The 25,287-nt window shown below is 48.6% G+C and carries 13 protein-coding genes; 2 read left to right on the forward strand and 11 right to left on the reverse strand.

Annotated elements, in window-relative coordinates:
- Positions 1–10 precede the first annotated feature (10 nt).
- From MHH63_RS12740 to MHH63_RS12750, 3 genes are all read right to left on the reverse strand, one after another.
- The gene (locus MHH63_RS12740) at positions 11–1,108 is read right to left on the reverse strand and encodes a hypothetical protein (protein WP_076307829.1); all 1,098 of its coding nucleotides are present in this window, start codon (positions 1,106–1,108) and stop codon (positions 11–13) included.
- A gap of 417 nt (positions 1,109–1,525) precedes the next feature.
- On the reverse strand, positions 1,526–3,691 hold the full coding sequence (locus tag MHH63_RS12745) for a GH92 family glycosyl hydrolase (protein ID WP_341171619.1): 2,166 nt from the start codon (positions 3,689–3,691) through the stop codon (positions 1,526–1,528).
- 63 nt (positions 3,692–3,754) lie between these two features.
- The gene (locus MHH63_RS12750) at positions 3,755–5,929 is read right to left on the reverse strand and encodes a beta-galactosidase (RefSeq protein WP_341171620.1); all 2,175 of its coding nucleotides are present in this window, start codon (positions 5,927–5,929) and stop codon (positions 3,755–3,757) included.
- Between the two features lie 270 nt (positions 5,930–6,199).
- On the opposite strand from MHH63_RS12750, the gene MHH63_RS12755 reads away from it, so the two are divergent.
- Both MHH63_RS12755 and MHH63_RS12760 read left to right on the forward strand, forming a co-directional pair.
- Positions 6,200–7,483 carry a response regulator gene (locus tag MHH63_RS12755; RefSeq protein WP_339248742.1) on the forward strand — a complete coding sequence of 428 codons (1,284 nt, stop codon included), beginning with the start codon at positions 6,200–6,202 and terminating at the stop codon, positions 7,481–7,483.
- The gene (locus MHH63_RS12760) at positions 7,476–9,242 is read left to right on the forward strand and encodes a cache domain-containing sensor histidine kinase (RefSeq protein WP_341171621.1); all 1,767 of its coding nucleotides are present in this window, start codon (positions 7,476–7,478) and stop codon (positions 9,240–9,242) included. The genes MHH63_RS12755 and MHH63_RS12760 overlap by 8 nt, the downstream gene beginning before the upstream one ends.
- A 370-nt stretch (positions 9,243–9,612) precedes the next feature.
- Here the strand turns inward: MHH63_RS12760 and MHH63_RS12765 are convergent, their stop codons facing one another.
- From MHH63_RS12765 to MHH63_RS12800, 8 genes are all read right to left on the reverse strand, one after another.
- Positions 9,613–10,653, reverse strand: a complete 1,041-nt coding sequence (locus MHH63_RS12765) for a hypothetical protein (RefSeq protein ID WP_076218692.1) — start codon at positions 10,651–10,653, stop codon at positions 9,613–9,615.
- A gap of 60 nt (positions 10,654–10,713) precedes the next feature.
- Complete coding sequence (locus MHH63_RS12770; protein ID WP_076276561.1) at positions 10,714–13,176, reverse strand: alpha-L-rhamnosidase-related protein; 2,463 nt, start codon at positions 13,174–13,176, stop codon at positions 10,714–10,716.
- Positions 13,177–13,277: 101 nt separating this feature from the next.
- Positions 13,278–14,708, reverse strand: a complete 1,431-nt coding sequence (locus tag MHH63_RS12775) for an ABC transporter substrate-binding protein (RefSeq protein ID WP_081383668.1) — start codon at positions 14,706–14,708, stop codon at positions 13,278–13,280.
- 142 nt (positions 14,709–14,850) lie between these two features.
- Positions 14,851–15,735 (reverse strand): carbohydrate ABC transporter permease, encoded by an 885-nt coding sequence (locus MHH63_RS12780; RefSeq protein WP_051490964.1) that lies wholly within the window; start codon positions 15,733–15,735, stop codon positions 14,851–14,853.
- A gap of 5 nt (positions 15,736–15,740) precedes the next feature.
- Positions 15,741–16,673, reverse strand: coding sequence for a carbohydrate ABC transporter permease (locus MHH63_RS12785; protein ID WP_197740348.1), 933 nt, complete (start codon positions 16,671–16,673; stop codon positions 15,741–15,743).
- 210 nt (positions 16,674–16,883) lie between these two features.
- Positions 16,884–18,989 carry a hypothetical protein gene (locus MHH63_RS12790; RefSeq protein WP_076309435.1) on the reverse strand — a complete coding sequence of 702 codons (2,106 nt, stop codon included), beginning with the start codon at positions 18,987–18,989 and terminating at the stop codon, positions 16,884–16,886.
- Complete coding sequence (locus tag MHH63_RS12795) at positions 18,982–21,630, reverse strand: glycoside hydrolase family 2 protein (RefSeq protein WP_341171622.1); 2,649 nt, start codon at positions 21,628–21,630, stop codon at positions 18,982–18,984. The genes MHH63_RS12790 and MHH63_RS12795 overlap by 8 nt, the downstream gene beginning before the upstream one ends.
- Positions 21,631–22,472: 842 nt before the next feature.
- Positions 22,473–25,277, reverse strand: a complete 2,805-nt coding sequence (locus MHH63_RS12800; RefSeq protein ID WP_341171623.1) for a glycoside hydrolase family 2 TIM barrel-domain containing protein — start codon at positions 25,275–25,277, stop codon at positions 22,473–22,475.
- Positions 25,278–25,287 lie beyond the last annotated feature (10 nt).

Below are 25,287 nucleotides of genomic sequence, written 5' to 3' on the forward strand. Positions count from 1 at the left end.
CCTTGAACATTTATTGGATGGTTTGGTTTGCGAGACCTTCAGCCATCGGGTAATTCCATTCCACGACAGCTTCGGACAGCTTTTCGTCCACAATGGATCTATACTTCTGCTGCGCCAAATTCAGTGCGATGGCATCCTTCACATGATCGAGCGGTTGAACAACTGCATCATCTGCCGACAGGCAGTAAAGTAGATGGATAGCCCCATTTTCAGCAAACAAACTGCTAATCTCTCCCGGCGCCAGTTGCTCTGCGGTAAGCAATACCTTTGGATTTTCCAGAGCTGCTGTTCGCCGTGAAGCACTTGTTATTTTCACCTCGCCAACGTTTACGCCAAACTCTTTTGCCTGGTCTTGGAAGCCTGTGCCTGAAGAATCTGTTGCTGCTGTCGCTGTTGCTATTGCATGGAGCTTTTCCATTCTTTCTAAGGCTTTTTGCTGATCTTTGTACTCTGTTTCTGGGCCAAAGGAAAGCGTTGCCCATTCCAGACGAATCGTTCCCGGCAGAGAATATTTCGCAATTAGATTTGCTGTATATTCCAATTTCACCTGTTCGTCTGAAATCACGATACTTCCGTTACTGCGCATTGCCTCAATCGTGGCATCCTCAAGGTTGCTCATGTAATAATTGAAATAGGCCTGCGCCTCCAGATGAAGAGGACCATACACCACCTCCTTATTCGCTGCTGCCTGACTCCGCCGATTATTCTCGCGCTCCATCTCCTTGAGAAAACCTTCAAAACTGATATCCGTTACGACTCCTGCTTCTTGAGCAAGCTGTAGCTCCATCCGCTTCGTCAAAAGCTGAGTTTGAGCTGTATTAATCCATTTCTGCATTGGATTTTCGCCGGAATAGTAGGCAGACCAGAAGTCTATTGAATAGTCGGCGTTGTAAGTTTGTTTAAAATAATCAACAATCAGTGCCCGATTCATTTGAAGATGCCAGTTGAACTCCGCTGCTGTGGCCTCCTGCCCGTTAAGGGTCAGAAGCATTTCTTCTGCTTGTGGAGCTTGCAACTTCTTCGCACCAATCAGCAGCAGGCTTCCTGCTAACAGAGCGGTCAGAATAACGATTAGCTGATTTCTTTTGGAATGAAGTTTTAGAGTCATAAGTTATTTCCTCCTCTCTCATCCTCGATGTTAAGCGCTTTCATTCTCTTCGATATTAGACATGTTTACGTTGAAATAACAGGCGGGAAAGCTGCGAAATGGTTTGCCATTTCACGATTTGACCGTAAAGCCCAGTTTTCGCCCTATAAAAAAATGCTGTCGGAGAATAGAGAAGTTACGTATTCGAACGTGGAATGTTGTACAATGTGCAGGAATTCAGCGCGTTTGTCGGGATTGAGCAGCAGATTGTTGTATATCAAGCATGATATCCATGCAATTACGGGATCGGAGTGATTTATAGAAAAGTCGATTTGCATTCATCACTGATTCAGTGTGTTCCTCAATTTTTTTTGATTGTAAAATCATCTAATAAAAACAAAGGCAGTCCGGAATTTTCCAGACTGCTTTGCATTGTTCTTAAGACTGATCTGTGCCCGAAAACATACAGAAATTCAAGACTCCACCTTTGACAATCTCGTCATGTGACAGAGAGTGGTGCTCCCATAGCGATCCGTTCCAGTGGACCGATTTGCTGTACACATTGGCGGGGCTGTTGTTCTCTGCTTCAATGATCCATTGCTGCCCATTTTCAAGCTGAATAGTTACCTTATCAAAAAGCGGGCTGCCGAGCACATATTCAGGAATTCCGGGACTTAACGGGTACAGGCCGATGGCGCTCCAAATAAACCAAGCACCCATGCTGCCGTTATCTTCGTCGCCGGGTAAACCATCCATCTGGCTGCTGAACAGTTCGGCCATGGTTTTGCGGACCCAATACTGCGTTTTGCACAGCACACCGAGTCTGGCAAATATATAAGGAATGTGGAAGCTCGGCTGATTGCTGATGGCAAACTGCCCCAGATCGGCGGAGGCCATTTCCGACATTTCGTGTATTTCCAAACCATAGGATCCCACTTTAAATACAGGTTCCTCAGCCATCAACTGATCCAGACGCTGGACAAAAGCCTCTTCACCGCCCATCAGCCCGGCTAGTCCCGGGAAGTCGTGGGGCACAGCCCAGCTCCCCTGCCAAGCCCCGCCTTCACAAAACGGATTACCCCACTCCAGAGGATCAAATGCTTCCTGCCAAGTACCGTCCTCATTGCGACCTCTCATAAACCCAACTGTTGGATCAAACAGCAGCTTATAATTCTGTGCCCGAGCCATAAAACGCTCATAATCATCCATTTTGCCAAGTGTTTTGGCCATCTGCGCAATACAGAAATCTCCGTATACATAATCCAACGTGTTGCTTACACTTTCATGGAAACGGTCATGCGGCAGATAACCCTGCTGCAAGTACAATTCAAGGCCCCTTCTGCCCAGCTTCTCGTCCACTGATGGACGATCTGCATGCTTCAGAAGACCTTCATACAGTACCTCTGTATCAAATCCGCCGATGCCCTTAACCACGGCATCCGCAGCTGCGGCATCAATCAGTGTGCCTGGCATGGCACTGCGCTCCCCTGGTGACAGCCACTTTGGCAGCCAGCCGCTCTCCTTGTATGCCAATGTCCACGCCTGCATAATCTCACCCAATAAAGATGGGAATAAGATACTGTATAAAGGAAGGCTGGTTCGGTATACATCCCACAGCCCGATATCCGAATACATTGGACCCTGGCAGATGCTGCCATTAAAAGGGCTGTAATGGATTTTCTCGTTCTGCTCGTTATATTCATGCCACGTTCTCGGGAACAGGCAGATTCGGTACATGCAGCTGTAAAAGGTGCGGAGGTTCTCTTCATCTGCGCTTTCAGCAACAATGCGCCCCAACCGTTCTTCCCAGCTTGCCTCTGCTCTATTCAAGATCTCTCCGAAGCCGTCTTCCCCAATCTCTCGGTTCAGATTAAGCAGCGCCTGCTCTCCGCTAATAAAGGAAGTCCCGCACTTCACTCCCACTATGCCAGATTCCGGTGCAGCTATTCCTACATAAGCGCCCAGTCGTTCGCCAGTCCCTTCATGGGTCCCCAGTGGCTGATAATCTCCGTTAAAGATTCCCGACTCCTCCATGTGAAAATCCCTATCGAACTGGAACACGAAATACATCGCGAAATTATCGGGCACCCCGGCGGTATGGCCTCTTGTGTAGCCGGTGATTCTACGTTTATCCGGCTGGAAGGTGAGATGTGACTCACCTTTCAGAGGTGCTATAATAAGCCTGTTCTGCTGCCTCTCAGCGAAAGTTATTCTTATCGCTGCACAACGTTCGGTTGGAGTCAGCTCCAGCCGGGTGCGGTAACGTTGAAGAAACACATCGAAATAGTGAGGGAACACTTGCATCTCTTCCGTTTTGAAGGAAGAAGAACGTGAACCGGGACTGAGGAGCAGTGGACCTGTCTGCGGCAACAGGGTCAGATGCCCATAATCTCCGATCCACGGGCTGGGCTGATGGGTCAGCCGGATGCCCTCTAGGTGGCGATGGCGCGGGTGGAAGAACCAGGTTCCACCTGCTTCATAGGTTTGCGGGCACCAAGCCGCCATACCAAATGGCATCGCTGTAAGTGGCAGTGTATTGCCATGTGAATACCGGAAATCTGACTCCGTCCCCTGTAATGGATTTACATAATCTAACCAACCCAAATAGATACACTCCTTTAGCCAGTTTTCACCGGCTCTATATTCTCCGCTCTTTACTGATACCGGTTAAGATAATCGGAATACTTGAACATCTCCAGCTTCCACCCGCACAGTCAGTTTTGTAGTTGTGGGTTTCAATAGATTCATTGGTTGAATTTCAGCGCTGCCATCATCAAACCACGGTTCGACAGAAGTATAAACAATACCCAGCGTAACGTCAGCCTTAACCGCCATATCCCCTTCATTATGAACAAAAAGAAATGCCCCTCGGTCCTGCTCACCTTCCCACTCGGAGAGATCCGCGCGGACACCGCCGCTTGCTTGTACATACGGCTGCAGCTTTAGTTCCTTCTGTAATAGATCCCGCATTAGCTGAAGCGTTCCGGGATGTCCATCCTGCCAGTAGGCAGCTGCAAGCAAGGTACCGAACCATACGGCACGCCCGTTGCCATAAGCGGCGGTAGTCAACACAGGCATGCGGTCCTCGGCAAATTCAGCCAGTACCTTCACATGGCTTTCCAGCTCGATATCCGATTTGTAATAGGATCCGTGCGCCGTATCGTCTGCTGCCGATTCCTCCGCCTTGCTATGCTCCATAACATTCCGCAACGGAATCGCTGTCCGTGATTCGAACGCAACCTGATGATAGCTGTGATCCAGGTTCTCAGCGGAATGAATCCAAGTCTCACGGACCCCGAACACCTGGTCAAATCCATAACCGGGCACCGTATAGCTGTGGCAGCCATTCTCTCCCTGAAGTGCTCCGAACGAGCATTCTGAAATCAAAATCCCGTCCTTTTCCACCCACTGGCGTAGGATGTCACACAGTTTGCGGTTCAAATATAGAGGATAAGGCATCCACAAGCAGTGGTATTGCTCCAGTGTCTTCTCGTTAACATCCGTCTCATGCAGAAATTCAACTTTATAATTGAGCTCATGCAGTAGTTTATGGGCGCCTTGTAAGGAATCGTTGTAGGTGTCCAGATGATCATGTGCCGCAAAGTTAGCAACCTGGTTCTGCGGACTGAACAGAATGGCAATCCCGTCTCCGCGCCGTTTTGCATGTATCAGCTCTTGCTTATTGTTTTGCACCAGCTTATTTAGATGAGCCATATCCTTGTACCATGGGGTTGGACTTCCGTCCAAATATACACTGCCCCATGCAGGGGCCTCCTGTCCCAATATCTCTGGTCTGTACTGCCAGAACAAATATCCCGTGATGCCACGAGCGAGCGGGGTCAGAATATGCCGTTTCATTTCCCGCAGGTCCGGCTGACGCGGCTTCATTGCAGTATTGCCTGGCAAAGCATGAATCTCCGAATTGATAATGGGTTTACCTTTGGCGGCAGAGATCAGTAGATCAGCAGACCAGGCCGAGGACCCAAGGCTATTGCCTGTCAAGTCACAGGGCTCAGCCAGCTTGAAGTCGTCCGAACCCGCTGTAATCATATTAAAGATAGGGGCGGGCACAGTGTGGGCCATAACAGGATGCAAAAGATCCAGTGACTTCACTATATCTACCCGGCTCCGCAGCTCATCCGTTAAAGTACCGGACATGAACAGGCGCCAGTCCACCAGATCATTAAATACGCCTTGTCCACGCGGTGCCTCTACTTCCTCCCAGCTCCCGTAAGTCCGCTGCCATGATTCATTGAGGGCTTCCAAAGTAACATATTTATTTTTTAGCCATTCTTGGAACACCCACAGCGATTGCTCGCAATAACACACCTGGTTGTCAAAAGACAGCTTGCGCTTGATTCCTGTGGTTAGTTCAGGCTCATTCCATAAATCCCAGACCCAGAGCGCCGGATGATCCTTAAAAGTCTTCACCGTCTCCGCCAGAAACTTTGCCTTTTCTTCGGCGGCAGCTGCATGATGATAACAGGGCCCCGGCGCTCCGCCGATCTGGCGGCAGTTAATCGCCCTTGGTTCCAGAATGAAACCGTCCGCTGTAACCATTTTGGAATCAGGATATTTTTTATAGAACCAGGCCGGCGCCACGTCGAAAATTACATTCAAAATGACCTTCAAACCATTCCTCTGCGCAATATCCATTAGCTCCTGAATATCATCGAAATGATAGGTCCCTTCTTTGGACACACTCGCGCGCCATTGTACCCAATATTTCACACAATTGAAGCCCTGTCCGGCAATATTGCTTAGGTCTTGTTCCCATTGATCACGGAAGGGGGTCGGGGAACGGTAATATTGAAACCCAAATGGAATAAATGAATCTTGCATCTAGTGTACTCCTCCTACAACGTTCAATTTCGATCTCTCTATGTTTATAAAAGCGCTTACTGCTCTTTTACGCTTAAAGTCTATCACAGTGGATTTTGCAAAAGTTAGGATGGAATCCTATGAAACGGTTTGCGAAGCTGTTGAAATGTTTGATCCTTACGCTACGTGGCAGTCACTGCGCAGAGTCAGCGGGGAATATACTGCGAAATCGTTTGCGATCCTGACAACCTCAGAAATTATACCTCCTCTTTAAGAGGTTTCATGTTTATAATGGCTGTAAGACATATTAGAAACTACTTCGAGGTGAAGCCAATGTTGAAAGCGCTTGTAGTGGATGACGAATATCTGGTCCGCATGGGCATCACCCAGACCATAGACTGGGCAGAATACAACGTCGAGATCATAGGAGAAGCCAGCAATGGCGAGGAAGGATTGGAGCTTGCCCTACAGCACCGTCCAGATGTGATCATTACCGATATTCGTATGCCGTATATGAACGGTCTTGAGCTCATCGAAAAAATACGGGAACAGGACATGCTCGTAGGGATTGTCGTGCTCAGCGGTTATGACGAATTTCAATATGCGCAGGCTGCTTTGCGTTATGGCGCCTCCACCTATTTGCTAAAACCCATTAATATAGAAGAACTTGCAAATACAGTTCGAAGCGTCGGGGATGAAATCCTTGGCAAAAAGCAACTCTCCAAGCGGTATTCACAGCTTAATGAGGAATTGGCCTCGATCTCCAAGCAGTTCTGGCAGGATTTGCTGCATGACCAACTGCATGACGAAGAGTTTATTTCAAATAAGATAAAATTACTGGAACTGCAATTGGAACCTGGAAAAGCTATCCTACCGCTGTCCATTACCTTTCCTCCTGATAACGGCCTTCAAGGAAATACTGTAGGCAAAGCGCTGGAGGATGCAGCGGCGACTATTCTGGAAGCGCATTCTTTTGAGCAACTGTGTCTATTCCGGGACAGCCATCTGGAGTGGGTTATGATCCTTCGGACCGGGGAACCAGAGCTGGCCGGAGATTCTGCACGAAAATTGGGCAAACAACTATCTGAATGGAGCCAACAGCACTTCGGCCAGGCCTTAAGCGTCGGCATAGGTAAACCTGCGGGAGAATGGAACGGGATCGTAGATTCATACCGGCAGGCTGTACTTGCTGCGCAGCGTGCCCTTTCTGGCATTGAACGTGTGCTGTATGCTGAAGAAGAGGCTGGAGCTCGGTGCCGGCGCGAAATCAGGGACGCACTCGCTTTTATACGGGAGCACTATGCCGGAAACATTACCGTTGAGATGGTTGCTGCGGCGGTCTTCGTCAGTCCAACCCATTTGATGCATCTGTTCCGTAAAGATCTGAACAAAACTTTTTACGAATGTCTGACGGAATACCGTATCGAGGAAGCCAAACGTATGCTGCGCAATCCGAAGTATCGGGTGTACGAGGTTGGCAATCAGGTCGGCTTCACCGACTCCAAATACTTTAGCCAGATCTTCAAAAAAATGACGGGCATCCCGCCGAGTGAATATGCAAAAACCTATGGGTAAGCGGAGACTAGCCAACCGGATGGATTCCTGGATGAGGCGGTTCAAGATCAAAAGCCGGATTGTTGTTGTTCTGTTAGCAGGACTGTCTATGCATCTGGTGCTGATGCTCGTTATTTTCAATTTTTATTCCTATACCTACCTGCAAAAGGATCTGTACCGCCACGTCGTTCAGACTCAGCGCCAAATTGGGCTTAGCGTGGAGCTCATGGTCGATGACATTCAAATGTTGTTTCTGCGGTTTCTGGTGAACAGTGATATCTACCAAATCATCAATAATGATTCCCTGCCGTCAGCTGATAAGGAATCGCGAATCGGAGCTATCATCGACGGTATGCTGGCCCAGAACGACCTGGTGGGTAACGTGATTATCAGCACCAACGATAATATGCTTTATTCTTACCAGTCTAAGGAGCAGATGCTGGAGGTGCCTGAAGCCCTGTTCATCAAACGAATTCAGGAGAGCAGCATGCCTGTTGTCGGTGAGATCAAACGGGATGGAGAAGGCAATGCGTATATTCCATTCGGCCAGCAGTTCCGCAATTTCAATACAGGGCAAAATATCGGGGTCGTGATCATTTATGTCAGGGAGGCTGCTTTGGCGGACCTGTATTCCTCCAGCTTCACTGGCATCGGCTACTCCTTCCTGACTTCCGACAATCGGATTATTTCTCACCCCGACAAACGGCTCTTGGGCAATTTTTTGGAGGAAAACGCCCCTCTTCGCCCAGGTAAAAAAGAAGGCTATCGTACCTGGTCAGATAACGGAAATTCCTACATCATTGCTACTTATCCTTTGAATCCCCGGTTGGAGACACTTGGGGTCAGCTGGGAATTTACCAGCGTGATTTCCAATCACAAACTGCTCTCGGGAATCGCCAAAGGCAATCAAAATGCGCTTCTGTTCGCCAGCGTTACCTTTATTGTGCTGCTGATTTTTTCCTTCTATCTGGCAGCCAAAATCACCCGTCCACTGCTGAACTTGAAGAAGAAGCTGAGCCTGTTTGGCAAAAAAGATCTGGCCGCTGTTTATGAACAGCGCGGTCAGGTTGATGAGATTTTTCAGCTTGAGAACAGCTACTATCAGATGGTGGAGCGGATCAGCCAATTAATGCTGGAGAAAGATGAGGAGAAAGAAAAGCAACGGAAAGCTGAGCTGACCGCACTTCAATCACAGATCAATCCCCATTTTCTCTACAACACACTGGATGCAATTGCCTGGATTGCCCGACTGAAGAAGCAGCCCGATATCGAACGGCTGATTTCTTCATTAGCTACCTTTTTTCGAATCAGCCTGCATAAAGGCGACAAGTTCGTGACCGTGGACGAAGAAATCCGCTTGGTGCAGAGTTTTGTGACAGTTGAGCAAATGAGATTTCCGGATAAGTTCGAGATTGAATACGAGATTGAGGAATCGCTGCGCAAGGTTCGCATTCTGAAGCTGATTCTTCAGCCTATTGCAGAGAATGCGATCAAACACGGCATCAGCGAGAAACGCGGGATGGGCCGAATCTGGATTAAAGGCGAATTAGTGGCAGATGAGATTCGCTTCACAGTGACTGATGACGGGGTGGGATTTTCCAACGGTGCGACGCTTAGCCAAGCCAAGGAAGATGTGTTGTTTCAGAGCGGGTATGGACTAAGAAATGTGGACGAACGAATTAAACTGGAATATGGTCCTCAATATGGTTTAAGTATCTCCAGCACGCCGGGGCAAGGCACCACGGTTACGATCAACTTGAAGAAGGAACTGCCCAATTAGCGAATTTAGTTTATAAATGCGGACATAACAAAGAAATCGATCCTTTTTGAGTGGGTAGAAGGGACTTCTACTTTGCTTAAAAAGACGATTTCTTATTTTTTTCTGAGTAGTGGCAAATTAAAGATACTTTCGAGAATTATAGGTGCTTTAGTTGTATTTAATACAGCTAAAGCACCCTTTTTTTGCAGCGAGCAGAAGTTTAAGTGTATTTGGTACATCTATACGTTCCAATTCTGTTGGCAGCAACTAACTTTCCGAATAATAAGTGTACTGAATACAACTATATCTTACTTCATCCGTTTATTGCCCACGCTAGATGTATGAAATACACTTCGGTTAGCGATTTTCATGATTCAGACTCCATCTTATCTTAGTCTTTCATTGTTGAATTAATCTTCAGGTACAACTGCTTCAGTGGATTAACTATACTGCCGCTAAGCACTGAGATCAGCAGCCAGAACACTATGAACACTACGAGGTTCAGGGCGAGCATTAAATACTTAAACGTTCGCAGCTCTGCATTCATGCCATCTGCTGAGATATAGGTGACAATCCGCTCTGCCGATTCCGGTAGTGGATAGAGCAAAATCAGGCCGTCAGCCGTTTCCCGCTCCAGCAGATCTGCATCACCTCTGCCTGTACTATTTTGATCGATACCCTGTGTCACTGGCTCAGCCAAGGTAGCTTTTTCCGAAGTAACTAGTGCTGCTTTGATCTCCTGCAGTCGCTCCTTCGGGACATCGGCAGCACTCAATAGCTTCCCGTTTCCGGTCAGTAGGTAAACTTCGTTTTCCCCGTAGATTGTATTCTCGCCAGATAGGTAGAAGCTGTAAAGCTTGTCAATCTCCACTTCGAGCGAGAGCAGACCGAGGACGTCTCCCATCGAACCCTTAATTTTTACTTCAAGCAACAGACGGTCGCGCAGATCCGAAGGTGCATTCATTAGATGCTCCCGGTTCAGCACCGTCCAGCGCAAAGCCTGCTCTCGGTTATTTAGAAATTGTTCCATCCCTGGTTCTTTTTTGATCTCTGCAAAGGGCAGCAACCCGGAAACATTGCTCGAGGAGTAAGTTCCCCCTGCTTCTCCCCAAATGTAAATGCCGAGAATGTCACTACTGGAAGAACGTATGCCCTCAAGTATCGGAGAGATTGCCCCGTCATATGTTGGTTTTTTCAGCGCATTCTGCACCACCTGGTTGTTGGATATAAGCTTCGAGGTCTCCTCCAGCCAGTTCATGAACAGAAGTGTGTTCTTATGCTGCTGGCCAGTGTACTGAACGGATAGCTGCCGCAGCATGTCAAGGCTTCTATGCTCCATAGTACGGTACAGAATGAAGCTCGAAGCGACAATATAGACAGTAATGAACAACACCAGGACTAGGCGGATATTGCGGCCGAACGATCTGAACATATGACTTCCCCATCCCCCTCCGGTGTATGAATCATGAAAACAAAATCAACTGAAATCAGACTAACAGCTAAGGTGACTAATGTCGATCTCCTTGTAAAAGGAACCCTCATCTGTCTCATGCACTTCATGATTAGGCAGAATTATTGTAATTGCCGATCCGGTTTGCCAGGAAGCTTTCATGTGGAAGATCTCCTGTCCTGTTACTGAACGGATCTCCCATTTGATGTTTATTGGGCCGATACTTGTATTTACGGTTCCGCTGGCCTGCCGCAGTTCTCCATAGTGGGGCTTTATAGTTATTCCCTCTATTCCTTGTTGGACACCCAATATCCCTCTGGTGAACTCAGTGATCGGCAGTGCGCTCCATGCGTGGCAGTCACTTCTGGTGCCGGTTGAATCTATTTCTGGAAGTGTAGTGAGATTAAGCTCCAACTGCTTCAACCACCGTGTCCATAGTCCGAACGAGCGGTCATACATTCCGCATTTCTCTAGCGCGCGGTAAAGATAGTAGCTCATCGGCAACGAAAGCTTAGCCAGTGATGTGTCTGTTAACGTTGACTCCAGCAGTGCCGCCCCTTCTACAACATCCACTGTGCCCGCCAAAACCGCCCAGACCTGCGTGTGCTGGCTATGCTGCGTTCCCGCAGTTGCCTCCGGACTGTCGCGGAACAGCAGACTGTTCGTTAGCCGGCAGCAATCCATTACCGCAGCGTTGACCGCCGCTTTGCGTTGACGCAGTTCACCAGCAATCTGTGTCCAACCGCTGGCTGCAAGCAATTCAGCCGCTTGCTCCAGCGCGGCCGCATACATCAGGCTCAGTACGGTTGCGGGTGCATCATCCGTACAATCCGGTGCGCCGAGCGGCCATTCCTCCACCCAATCGAAGTAATTCCAATATTGGCGGGGCGTTCTGTCCACCAGACCCTCCGGAGTCAGATGTTGATCGAACCAGTCCAGCACAGATAACAGCGCTAACCGGTACTGATTCACCAAGGCCATATCCCCGAAGGATCTGTAGTGGTCATGAATCATTCCGATCCAATATAGGGAGAAGGAAGGAATGACCTGCGGCAGCACTGAGGGATAGCGACTTTGCAGCATCCCGTTTGGTAGCTGAGAGGCCTTATAATCTTCCATAGCTCTCCGCGCTAACCGGTCGTCTCCTGATAATAGGTACGTAAACTCCATCATCAGTTTGGTATCCATGGTATACTGCAGCTGTTCATAATACGGAGTATCCTCGTAGGTCTCATGCATGCAGCGCTGAAGTGTTCGTACACTGAGCTCCCATAGTTGGTTATATTGTTCATCGGAGCAGTGAAAGTTTCCTTCCGGCTGCAGTGGATATCCGGTCTCCCTATAGCTAAAGCTGGAAATCGTTAGAGGCTCGACACCAGCCTGCACTTCCAGCCGTACATAGCGGAAGGTACGGAACCAGAACGGTTCGTAGATTTCCGTACGCGCAGAGATGCCGTAACCTGCCGGGTGATAGCTATCGTAACCGCCTCTTAATACATGTTCCTTCGTATTATCGCGGACAGCTTTGCGGCGAATCTCATCATCCCCCGTTTCTTCTTCATAACACTCAGCGCATAATAGGGTAATCCGGCTACCTTTGCCTCTAAGAAGTCTAAGCTGCAAATACCCTGTGGTTAGCTCGCCAGCATCCAACTCCAACCAAAAATGTTGCCCTGCTTCTATTGTTATTCCAGCGGAAGGCAGTACTGCGTTGGGTGAAGCGCCGCCATCTCCATTTCGCAGCTCCAGACTATGCCCTTCCTCAAAAAAGGCATGCCCTTCCCCGCTACTGCTACGCATCAGCTTCAGAAAAAATTGCTCCCGCTCATACAACAGCGGAATCGGACGCCGGGCCAGCTGCCAAGGGGTTAATTGGCCATATTCATCCCGCACCGGTTGCACAATTCCGCTAGCAAGCCAGGCACTGTCATCATATTCGGGCAGTGTCCAATCCAGCAGCGCTGCGTCACCCTCCACTTCTTCCAGTCCACCCATCCAGCGTATGATCGGAAACTGCTGGAGCTTATAGCTGCGATCCTTAATACTTTTCCATGAGCTATCCGTATTTAGCTCCTGTACTAGCTGCCCGCCTTGTGTAACTGCCGCTTCCACAAGCAGCCCGCCTTTTTGCGAGCGCCAGACGGACAAAGGTCCGTCTTCACCCAGTTCAAAGGGCGTAGTCCCTGCATAATGAACGACCATAACAGCAAGCACATTTAAACCTGGTTGTAGAACATTGTCCAGACTGAATTCTTCATAATACTGTATATGACCATGTCCTTTACAAGGACCGGCCCATAAACGCTGCCCATTGACGAACAGCCTGTAGCGGCTGTCTGCGGTAATGGCCAAATCCAGGGTGCAGGTCTTTCCGATACCAGCTGGCAGTTCGAACACTCTGCGAAAGTACGCACGCTCGTGCTGCTGTTCCCTATCCGCTGATCCTTGCTCCTCCTGCGGCCAGATCCAGCGTGCTCCCCAGTCTCCCCATTCTTTTGCTGCCATGTTATGCATATCTCCTTTATCTCATTTAAGTAGTTAAGGCAATCTACGCAGAAACGGCATCGCCGCCCTTCAGAAGGACGACGTCGCCGTTGGTCTGCGTTTTATTTAACCTTATCGAGATAATCACGTTGGAATTCTTCGGCAGCCCTATCCAAGATCTGTTGCGGATCTGCGTTCTTGTCCGTCAGTACGGTTTGCAGTACGATATCCAGCTTTTGGTACAATTCCTGTGCGTTGACTGGTTCTTCCGCCCGCATGCCTTTGCTGCCATTGTCCATATAATCACGGAACAAATCCAGATTGACGTTGTTGTATTTGTCGAGAATCTTTTGTTCTTCTCCAATCCGTTTCTCATCAGTCCAAATCCGCAGCCCGTAAGGCCCTACGATCAGCCCTTGATCGCTCAGTGTCTTCTTCTCAATATCCCAACCGGTCAGTGCCTCTTCAGAGGACTCTGGTGTAAATCCGTAGGTTTTTAGCCATTTGAATCCGGCATCAATCTGCTCAGGTGTTACATTAGGCGAGAACATATATAGGCCGCCACCGAGCAGGGTTACAGGTTTCCCGATCGGTCCTACTGGAAGCGCGGACATTGCCACATTGTCCTTGGACATCTTAGTCTGTTGCTGGATGACCGGTGACCAGTCATTCGTGCCGAAGCTCATAGCGACCTGATCGGTTCCGAACAAGCGGAACATATCGTTCGTAACATCGACCAGATTGTTGTCGGGCAGTACATCATATTTCCATTTTAAGTCCTTCACATATTGCAGGGCCGCTGCAGCTTCCGGCGAATTGAACACCGCCTGCCATTTCCCGTCCACTTGTTTTTCAAATTCTGCTCCGTATGCCCAGGCAATGTTCATGAACATCCAACCGCCTTGACCACTTTTTGTAGGCAAGAACATTCCGGCTTTACCGGTCTTTTGTTTAATAATCTGCGCAGTTTCTGCTAGCTCTTCATATGTTTTAGGAAATTTAGGAATCCCCTTGTCGTCCAGCAGTCCAGCCTCCTTGAAAAGATTCATATTGTAGAGCATACCGATGACGTATCCGTCCTTCGGAATCCCATAATACTTGTCGTCCTTGGTAACCATTTTCAGCAGATCTGGATTGATCGCCTTGTCGTAGCCATATTTTTTCATCGTATCCGTTATGTCAGCCGCGTAATTTGCCTTGATGATTTTGCTTGTTTCTGTAAAAAAGGTTTCGTATACCGTCGGAAGCTGGCCGCTGGCCGCTTTTGGCAGGAATGAGCTGACATCATACCCCCATTCATCTTTGTCCACAATAATTTCCGGATAATTGGCTTTCATCTTCGCCATGACCTGCTCATACTGGGCGATTTTGGCTTCCTCATTCGGCTTTGGCCAGTTACTGACCTTGATCGTCACCTGTTGATTGCCCGCTGTCTCCGTCTTTCCTCCGGCATTCTTCTCATTGGAGCCGCCTCCGCAGCCAGCCAGTCCGGCAGAAAAAAGCAGCGTAAGTGCCAGTGTAGCTGTCAGGTTCTTGGTGTGTCCTTTTTTCAATGTAATTCCCCCTAGTCTTATTGTTAAAGCATTCTTCGCAACATGTAAAGCGCTTTCTTTTTGAATCTGAAATCATCTTAACATGCACCTTCTGCAGCACCCTACGGGGCAAAACTGTGAAATGGTTTGTGATCGGGTGATGTTACCCTTTAATACTGCCGCCGAAGGATTGCCCGTTCATAATGTACTTTTGGAAAAAAATAAACAGGATAATCGGCGGCAGAATCGCAAACGTCAACGCAATAAACTGTATGTCCTGCGGCAATGTCGCCTTCAGATTGTAAATAGCCACAATGACCGACCAGGTCGATTTATCCTTCAGCACCATAAAGGGCCAGAAGAAGTCCTGCCAGACACTGTTCATCGTAAGGATTGTAATTGTAGCCATAACTGGTCCGCTGAGCGGGAGAATGACTCGAATAAAAATACCGATGGTGCTCGCTCCGTCAATTTTGGCTGCTTCCAGCAGCGCTTGTGGGATGGTATCGAAAAAGTTTTTGAAGATCAGAATTACCACCGGATTCACAGCAGCCATAAACCACATCGGCCAGTAAGTATTGGTCAGGTTCAAGTGCAACAGCGGAAAATCAATCAGATTCTTAAACAGCGGCACCATGCCCACTGTATTCGGCACCATCATGGTCCACACGATCAGTGCAAACAGCAGGGCACTGCCCCGCGGCTTCAGCTTGGAGAAGAAATACCCGGCCAGTCCGTTAAAAGTAAGGCAGAACAGTACAGAACCTGCGGCCAGATAAGCCGTATTCAGATAATAACTGAGGAAGTTAAACTCCTGCCAGGTCTCCCATAGCTTGCCAACATTGAACGAGCGGGGGATCAGGGTGGGCGGGATTGCATAAAACTCTTTGATGTCCTTCAGACTTGAGACCATAATCCAGACCGGAGGCAAAATACAGACAGCGGCCAGCACAATCATCAGAATGAACATGCACCAATACAGCAGGCGCACCCAAGGTGATCTGTATTCTATATTGCCGATAATGCCATATGCTTCTTTAGTTTTCATAGCTTCTACTCCCTGTTCAATTTCTTATCCAGCCGGAAATAAATAATGGTAAGCACCATCAGGACTAGAAAAGTAATAACCCCGAGCGCCATTGAATGGCCTGCTTCAAAACTCCGGAACGCATAATAATAGCTTTGCAGCATTAAGGTCATTGAGGCATTGTTCGGTCCACCCTCAGTCATTACCAGGGGTTCATTGAAGATCTGGAATACACCGCTGATCTGCAAAATCATCATCAGTCCGATCATGCTAGAGATTTGCGGAATGGTGATACTTTTGAATCTCCGCCATACATTCGCACCGTCAATAGAGGCTGCTTCGTACAGATCATGATTAATGCTCTGTAGACTTGCCAGATAAAGCAGCACTGTTCCCCCGAAATTTCGCCAGGTAATCGTGAAGATAATCAGCATTATCGTCATTTGCGGATCCTGAAGCCATTGCTGCACCGGAAATCCCATGGCACTCAGCATAATATTCAGCACGCCACCCTTTCCGGGCTCAAACAAAAACATCCATAACATCGAAGCTGCAATGCCGGGAACCATACTCGGAAAAAAGACCGAAAAGCGAAAAAATGACTTCCCATGTCTCAATTCATTAATCACGACAGCGACAATAATGGGTACGGCAAAACCGATCAGTAGTGACCAGAACACATACACAAAAGAGTTGGTCAATGTCTGTTGAAACGCCGAGTTCTGTATAACATCCTTGTAATTCTGCAGTCCGGCGAAACTTACGGCATTATAACCCTCAGTATTGAAAAAAGAGAGCACAATGCCCTTCACGAGCGGCTGCCAGGAAAAAAAGAAAAAGGCAAACAGTGTGGGTACAATTAATATCCAGGATGACCAATCTTTGAATAAACGCCGTACAGGATAACCTTTCTTTTTCTCTGTCATTAAAGGATTTAGTTCACTGGTTTTTCCAATCATGCTCCTGTCCTTCCTTCCTCCCGGAATCAAGCTTTAATCCGGTCAGGCGTTGTATAGTTGTTATACCTAAATGATAGCGCTTCCTACTGAGCGCCGAAATCCGGTAACCCTGCGAAAGCGTTTGTAAAGCTACTTATTTGTTGGAAAAAAAAAGCAGTGCACGCACCGGAATGGCCGCACACCACTTATGTTCATGTTATGGTGAATCGTTTAGGCCTCACTTAACCCTGCGCTGATGCAGAGGACGGCCGCTTCCGCCCGAAACGCTTCGCTCGCCGGATTGGGCTGCTCCTCCAAAATACGAAGCACCGACTGAGGCTCTACGCCGGGCTGTGGCACACGGGAGGGAGAAACTACGCTCCACTTCTGCTCACCCTTGAGCCTGTATGACAGCTCATAAAGATATAAGCCCGCATGTTGTCCGTCAGTGAGCTGGCTTACGCCATCCTGCCACGAGCAGAGTTCAAGCGGATGCTGTTTGTCCGGCAATACACCGGACGCCAGTGTGATGCGCTCATCTCGAACTACCTGCTGCTTCTGTTCCCAAGCCTGCTGATCTAGGATTCCCAGATCCAGGCGGTATTCCATTCCCGGCTCTCCATAAAGAGTCCAAGCCACAGGGCTACCCACCGCTACGAACTTAGGTGCTTCCAGAAAAACGGGTTGATGAGTTGGGACAAAACGTTCGGTCTGCTCCCACTCTCCCGCAGCCGGACTGCGTCTGCGATAATGCACCGTGCCCGTGAATTCGAGCTCCTGTTCCTGTAGCAGAGCTATTAGACATAGAGTAGCTTGCTCGTAAAGATCCGTGCAGTTGTTATGGCCGAAGCGGTATCCGATCTCATGGCGAAGCGGTATCCCGTGACTCCGAACCAAAGCCGCGAAGGAAAAGCTGAAGCGGCTAAGGGTAAAGGCATCATGCGTGCCATGGTTAATCAGCAGCTTTGTGCCACTCGCTTTAAGACCCTCCAGAAAAAATTCGGATTCCAGTCCGGTCGTTTCCTTTAGACTTGCAGAGTCAATAGTTCCCGTCAGAGTCTGTAGCAGAGTCTCGATTCCCGTGCTGCCGTTCTGTGGATGCTGCCAATCTTTCTTCCAGATTTCCCGGTAACCGGTGTCTACTTCCGCCACATGCCAGATCAGTGGGCAAGCTCCTTCGGCAAACTCACGGGTGAGCCCGTTCAGAATCAACGGCGGTGCATAACACAGTGTGTAGCGCACCCGATAGGGTAAGCAAAGCGGATTGCCTCCAGCCAGCAGCGCAGTTAAGCCGCCGCGCGAACCACCTACAGCCACTACCTGCTCTGCATCACCGCCATAACTTTCTTGACCTCTGGTAATTGCCGCCCCAATGCCAGCATAGATGGAGCCTTGCAAGGAACGGCTGCCGATATATCCTCCTCCGTTCCACAGAATGCCGACAACACCTTTGCCGGTGCTGGCCAGAGTCTTGCCGATGATTTCCAGAAATGAGGGACCTACCGTGCTGAAGGTATTCTCATTGGCATCATAATAACCATTGAACAACAGTGGATATCCCTTAACATTTGCCGCACTCCAGAAGGGCGGCAGAATATAGGAAGCAAGGCTATGCTGGTCATTCTCTATAACTAGCAGACTGCCGCTGATGAGCTGAAATACAGGCGCATTGCTTAAAAGTGCAGCATTGTCTGTGGATGCATTGCGGAAAACCACCGGAAATCCGAAGGTCTTAAGGATGCGGTCGCTCAGGGAAACTGCAACTAGATCATCTACAGCATAGAGACTGTAGCGGTCACCGATATAATGCTCGAATTGCGGAGTTTTAAGATTCTTATTCCCCTCGTTGCCTCCGAAAAGCTGATGATCTTCCGTATTGTATACATAAGGGCTATCTGGGTCGCTATTGTAGAGCCGCGCATGCTCGGAAACAACCTTTTCCCCGGCTTCGTCCATCCGCAATGTCCCTATGCCATCTGTTCCGCCATAACGGAAGCCGCCTTTTCCCTCAGCAACGCTATTATCCCAGTGAGACACTACAGGAAGCATATTGGTCAGCAAAGGACTGACTAATACAAATACCCCCTCCCCTTTCTCGGAGATCTCTTCTGCTGCTTCAGCTTCAACAGTGTCTTCATGGAGGGTTGACCAATTCGCTTTCTGATAAGCTACTTCGCCGCCTCGCAAGCAAGCAAGCAGCAGTGGAGCGTTGTGCAGCCTTAAGTAATCAGCCACTGCTCTGCTAACAGGTATAGCGACAGGTGTAGATCCCTCGGCTTGAATAAACCGACTTAGCGGAACATATGCCTCCGGTACAAAACACAATGTTTTACTCACGATTTTTTTCTCCTCCAACCTGTATCATTCTGCTCTGTGCTGTTAGGAACGACATGAATCTAATTTCTGGCAAGCCATCTGTGATCCTATAATTTTCCCCAGACAGGAATCCTCCTGAGAGTTTAGGAGTGCAAGTAACCGTTACTGTTTTGGTCTCACCCGGAAAGAGGGTATGGAACTGCTCATCCGCTTCCATCCAGTAGCGGTCTCCCTTTTCCTCTGCATGGATATGCAGCAAAACTTCACTACCGGTATTTTGGACTGTGAAACGGGCCTGCTGGCTCTTCTCCTGAGCACCCGTCGGCTGCCATAAACTATCCTGACGCACCTCAAGATTGCCTCCTGTAAGTGCAAGCGCGGGAGCATATGGATGCTTTTTATTGGTAGAGAATACATATAAATTCTGCTGTGGTGCTTCATCGCCGTCCTGGTAGGACAATCTGACGAAATATAAAGCATCGTCATGCTCTGGCACGTTGAAATTCAGCACCCCAGCGCCGACAGCCTGATCTTTGTTTCCCTCTGCCTCAAATGATTGCTGATAGATGCACCGTCCGACTGCATCGAAGACTTCCGCGTCGACTTCTACCCTGCGTCCATTTCCTCCATGCACGTATACATCTCCCTGAAATCCGGTGCTTGGTGTAAGCAGTAGACTGCGGTAGTCCAGCGAAACATGTAGCGGACGGAAGGCAGATTTCACCCAATGGTAGGCCATCTTCGTTTCACCGTAATAATCGACAAGGTTAGTGCAGGACACATTCGGCCACGGCTCGTTGAATTGCCAGACAATGCTGCCGCTGTTTCGGAACTTACGGCGGCGGTTAGCCTCCAGCACGAACCGGATTCCTTCCGCCTGTATCCACTGGCTGCAGGCAGAGAACTGCTCCAAATCTGTCATGCTGCCGAACATTTCTTCTTCACGGCTCAGCGTATCCCACCACTCCCCGTGATGTCTCCATATCGCGTTGTTCTCCATAGAAACCGGTCGCCGGTTGGTCTCACTCAGAAATTTCTCCAGACTTTTGAGAGAACTCAGACCGTCCACCCCAAATTCGCTGTGCAGCAGATTATCGTTGCTGCCATATAACTCGTAGTGATAAGGGTTTCCCATATACTTCCAGTAACCGTGCACATCATGCCCCTGACCTTTTGCATCCGTAATATATTCTACCGGGCCGGAAGCTGAGGTCGGTAGGAAGAGTCGCTGCGGATCATACTGTTCTACCAGTTCTTTCAACATCGCCAGATTGGAATCGCTGCTGTCGGAAGGCTTATTTGGCTCACTCATTAATTCATTGCCGCCGCTCCATACCGTTAAAGATACATGATTGCGTTTGTCACAGAGCGCTGTGCAGGCAGTCTTGTGAAGCAGCTCCAAAAACTCCGGCTGCTTCGAAGGGATATTGTCAATACCTGAACTGGACTGAATGAACTCCTGCCAGACCATAATGCCGTTTACATCACATAAGTCGTAAAAAGCCTTTTTCTCAATGATTCCACCGCCCCATACCCGAACGAGATTAATATGAGCTGCTTTCATCAGACGAATCATCAGTTGATATTGTTCAACCGTTACATTCCCGTAGAGATGGTCCAGAGGGGTCATATTTACCCCTTTCATATAGATCTTGCTTCCGTTAATCAACACTGTATATGGTAGGGCGTTGTCTGGACTGTCTACATTGTGGATATAATCGAGCTTGCGAATGCCCGTTTGAAAGCTCTGGGTATCCAATTCCGTTCCAGCTTCATCCAGTAGCTTTAGTTCAAGATTGTACAGTGGCTGCTTTCCATAACCGTTTGGGTACCATAGCTCAGGTTCGGGTATTTCCAGCTCCGCGTTCAGAAGCTCTCCAGCTCGAACTGGTCGCGATTGAACCAGCAGCAGATTCCCCTCCGGATCAGTACAGGTGATGCTCGCTGTCAGTGTCCCATCATCTTCAGAGCCAGCCATTCGCTTGATTCCTGCTTGAATGGTGATTCGACCAGACGAGATCTGATTTCTATCGTTCTCGCCAAACTCCGCATCTGTAGTGATCGACACATCATCCCAAGAGCACTGTTGATGTACCCTCAATACCACATCATCCCAGATTCCGACATTGACCAACCGGGTAGAGAAATCCCATTTATAATTAAAACGGCTCTTCTGCGTGAAGGTAGCCGAGGTTTTGCCGATTTGCCCCATTTCATCTGGCGCCTGCTTCAACAGCACTGAAATTTCAAGGCTTTCCCGCCCGGAGAGCAGGTCTGTAACATCAAATACAGCCGGCTCGAACATACCTTTATGTTCACCCAGCAGTAAATGATCAGCGTATACCGAGGCTTCATAGTCCAGTCCCTGAAAGACCAGTTCAACTCTGGCTGCTCTCAGCTCAGGCTGCTTCAAGGTCGTACGGTAAACCCACCAGCGGTTCTCCACCCATTCACAACTCAGGCTATTTAACTCTTGATAAGGGTTGGTAATCCAGCCCTGTCTGAAGAGATCATAGTGAACTCCACCCGGCACAGTGGCAGGCATCCAGTCCGTAACCCCCATCAATTCCTGTCCCAGCTCCATACTCGTGCCCTTTAGCGGAACCCAAGGCCAATACCCTTTGACTTCCCACTTCAAATCGTTCAATAGAATTTCATTCATGTCTTCTCCCGTTCCCCCAAACCCTGCTAAATTTGGCGCTGTTCCTGACGATGAGCGGCTCTGGCGCCATTCGTTAATGCGCTTACAACTTTAGGTGTGCAGCTTCATTACCAATGATAGCACCGGGTTAATGTTTTCAAAGGTCTCCAACCCTGTGAAATCGTTTGTAAAACTGCTCAGTTGCTGATAAACACAAACAACCCCTCTAGGCTGGAGTGAGGCTTATCAGCAATCATCTATAGAGGTGGCTTTTTAAGGCTTGTTTTGTTTCGGAGCCTCTGACTCCCGTGCTTTACCAATACGTGTAATACGTCGAACGCGAAAAAAGGAGTTCCCTTCAGCCGCGAAAGGCTGCTTGGTGAACTCCTTTACTTTTTGTTCGATAGAAGTTCTAAGAACTATTGCAACAATGTAGCACCACCTATCGGACATAGATGACGCTAAAAGCAGTATTATTGTACATTTGGTGGGCTAACGGTCCCCATAGCCACTATCTGTATGAAATACAACACATATGGACCTCTTTTTAAGCAATAGCGTCACTGGAGTCCGAAATGTTGTTCAAAAGGCTGAAAATTAGCAAATAGTGTCATCTGGGTCCGAAACCCTCAGAGACTCAGATAACGATGACACAGTTGAAGCTGGCGGCTACCAATAAACTAAAAGCAGCAAAAAACTAAGAGCAGCGAATCTCTCTTTATTATGAGAAACGCTGCTCTAGAGTTTTTTACGATGAAACCGTCTGTCTTACTCAATGAAGAAAGTAGTTTTTAGTATAGCGCCCTTGGTCTGTTCATCCATATGAAATGTGATAAGGAGCCTTAGTAATCGCCTGCCTCTACCTATTGGATCAGCTCAAGAAGCTCCGCAACATTCGCCTTGTACTGTGGTTTGAAATCATCTGATTTCATATAACCCGCAAGGCTGGATAAGAACTGTCTGCCTTCCGGCGTATCGCTAACCTTATCAGCATCCAATGCGCATATCAGCAGGTTGCCTGCTCCTACACTGCATTCCACTAGGAAACTCAGCTTATGATTGCGTTCAAAATTATCGATAGTCTGCACTACGGGATTCCAGTTGCGGTCTGCCGCATCCATGATGAGCGATTTCGAATTCTCAACAATACTCCACCAAGGATAAGTAGAATATTCCTCGCTCGGGAACTCACGCAGCGCCGGGTGGTTGTTATCAATCAACAGCCCCATAGTACCAATGGGTACTTGCCGGTTCATGCTCTCTGAGATCGAGCGGAACATTGGATAACACCAGAAATCTGTGCAGTAATAACCTTCAACAGCATTTTTGAGAGATTCCGGTTTCGGCATAAGAAGTACATTCTCACCTTGCTCCAGCAATGCAAGCGCATCATCAGATAGCTTGTCGAAGACATGGACACCCTCCAGTATATTGCTACTCCTCACTGGATAAATCCACAGGTCATAGCTCTTGCGGATATCTGTTCCCTGTATGGAGAGGGATAATACGATAGTACTCATCCGTTCAACTACAGGTAGTTTTATTGCCAGATCGCAGATATCGATATAATTCGTTCCTGCAGGTACGTCCACCTCGGTTGAACCTGAGGCGAGTATACCGTTATCCTCGGTAAGCTCCCAATGCAGTTCAAATGTACTCGGCATACCACTGCGGAAACAGCTCAGTTCGACATGGGCATCGAACGATTCACCAGAGACATAGTTATACTTGGGGAATCTTGCCAACAGAACGGCATCATTACAAAAAGTTCGCCAGTCCTCAGCACTTATCATTCCTTTGGAATCCATAAAGGCGTCGAGGACACCCACCAGCGCCGTTCCCTGGCCACTGAAATCCTGCAAATCAAGCAGTTGGAAGCCCGCAAGCCGCCGGGAGCGGAATGCAGACTCGAGTTCCTCTTTGTAGCAAGCTACTGCCAGTTGCCCCGAGGATTCAAAATATTTGGCGGCCAAATGACCCAGCCCTTTACTTTCCAGTCGTTCACGGAAAATTTTGAAATTCTCAGCTTTGAGCGGACCGTTGTATTTATCGATTTCCTCATAATTAGGATAGGTAGCATACTGTCCGATCTCATGCGAGATTACCGGAATGTGCGGTATCCATTCTGCGGAAGCGTCTCCAGCCTTCACCGTCTTGGCTTCCGTACCATACTGGATCTGGATCTCGCCGCCAGCGGCAGCTTCCAACCCCTCTTCGTTGAAGAAATCCTGAGGGACGATCTGATCGTCATAGTCTTTCATCGTGCCTGGCAGATCAATCTGGACATGACCTAATGGAGCATCACACATCGCATAGGAGCCTCTGAACAGCCGATCTCTGGAGAAGCGCACGCCGCTGAAAAAATCGTCATGTTCCAGAATTTCTGGCACCCATTGGTGGTTATTGGATCCCTGTGTATAGAGAATCCGATTATCAAATGCTTTATAGTCCTTTAGGAAGGAATCAATCTTAGCTTTGCTGCCCCATAGCTCGTTGCCAAGCGACATCATCACAAAGGAGGGGTGATTGCCAAAAGCCTGGAGAATGGCATAGCCTTCGCTGATCAGATAGTCCTGCTCCGCCTGATTATGGCCCTCGTCGGTTTCTTCCGTGATTGTTCCCCAAAATGGAAGCTCTGGTTGCATGTAGATACCGAGCATATCCGCTGCGGTGAAAGCAGCTTCCGGCGGACAGCAGGTATGAAAGCGATAATGATTGATGCCGTAAGACTTGGAGATGCCAAGGATTCTTACCCATTCCTCGACGTCAGTCGGGGCATAACCGGTAAGCGGGAAGATTAGGCCGTCATGTTTGCCGCGGAGGAAGGTTTTTTGTCCGTTGATTGTAAACTTATCGCCCTCTGCCCGGAATTCCTTCAATCCAAAAACGAGCTCCTGTCGGTCCATTATATATCCATCGCTGTCTTTCAAAACAAGGTTTATGTTATAAAGATTGGGAGCGCCTTCACTCCAGAGCAGCGCGTCTTGACCAAGCTCATAGTTGAAGGAAAAACTACCCGGTGAGACTGGGTACTCCCGCTGGTCCACAGCATGTGTATTGTCGCTGTTGAAGCTCTGCGCAGACACTGTAAGTATAGATTCGTTCCTGCTGTCCAAGGTTGCCGTGATTCGGACTGAGCGGGCTGAGAGATCCGGATCGAGCCGGATGCCGCTGAGCCGTGACTCACCATAGAACTGAAGCTCCATACGTCCGGTAATCCCATTCCAGTTGGTCTGGGTATCCTGCGACGTTAAATGTCCACCTTTGGTTGGGTAACCAGTATTGTCCACACGGATGGTGAGCGTATGATTCCCAGGTTGAAGCTGCGGCAACTCGTATATATGTGGGGTGTTCAGACTGTTACGGCTGCCTATTTCCTGATTGTCCAGCCATAGAGTCGTCAGCCTCGTGCGTTCCAAATATAGGAAGCAGACTTTGCCGGCTAGTTCTTCCGGAATGACGACCTCTTTTGAATACCAGACTTGCCCTTCAAACAAATACTCATCCGTTAATGCGCTTACTAAAACATCCTCGTTCTTCGAACCTTTGCGTGCGTAGGACGTTGTTCCCGGCAGTGTGATAACATCTGTAAAAGGCAATGCCAGTCCTTGATTTCCCTCATCCAATTGCAACTTCCATTCGCCTTCCAGGCTGATCTTTGTCTGCAAAATATCACTC

This window comes from Paenibacillus sp. FSL H3-0310, assembly GCF_038002785.1.
GTDB classification, from domain to species: Bacteria; Bacillota; Bacilli; order Paenibacillales; family Paenibacillaceae; genus Paenibacillus_AQ; species Paenibacillus_AQ odorifer.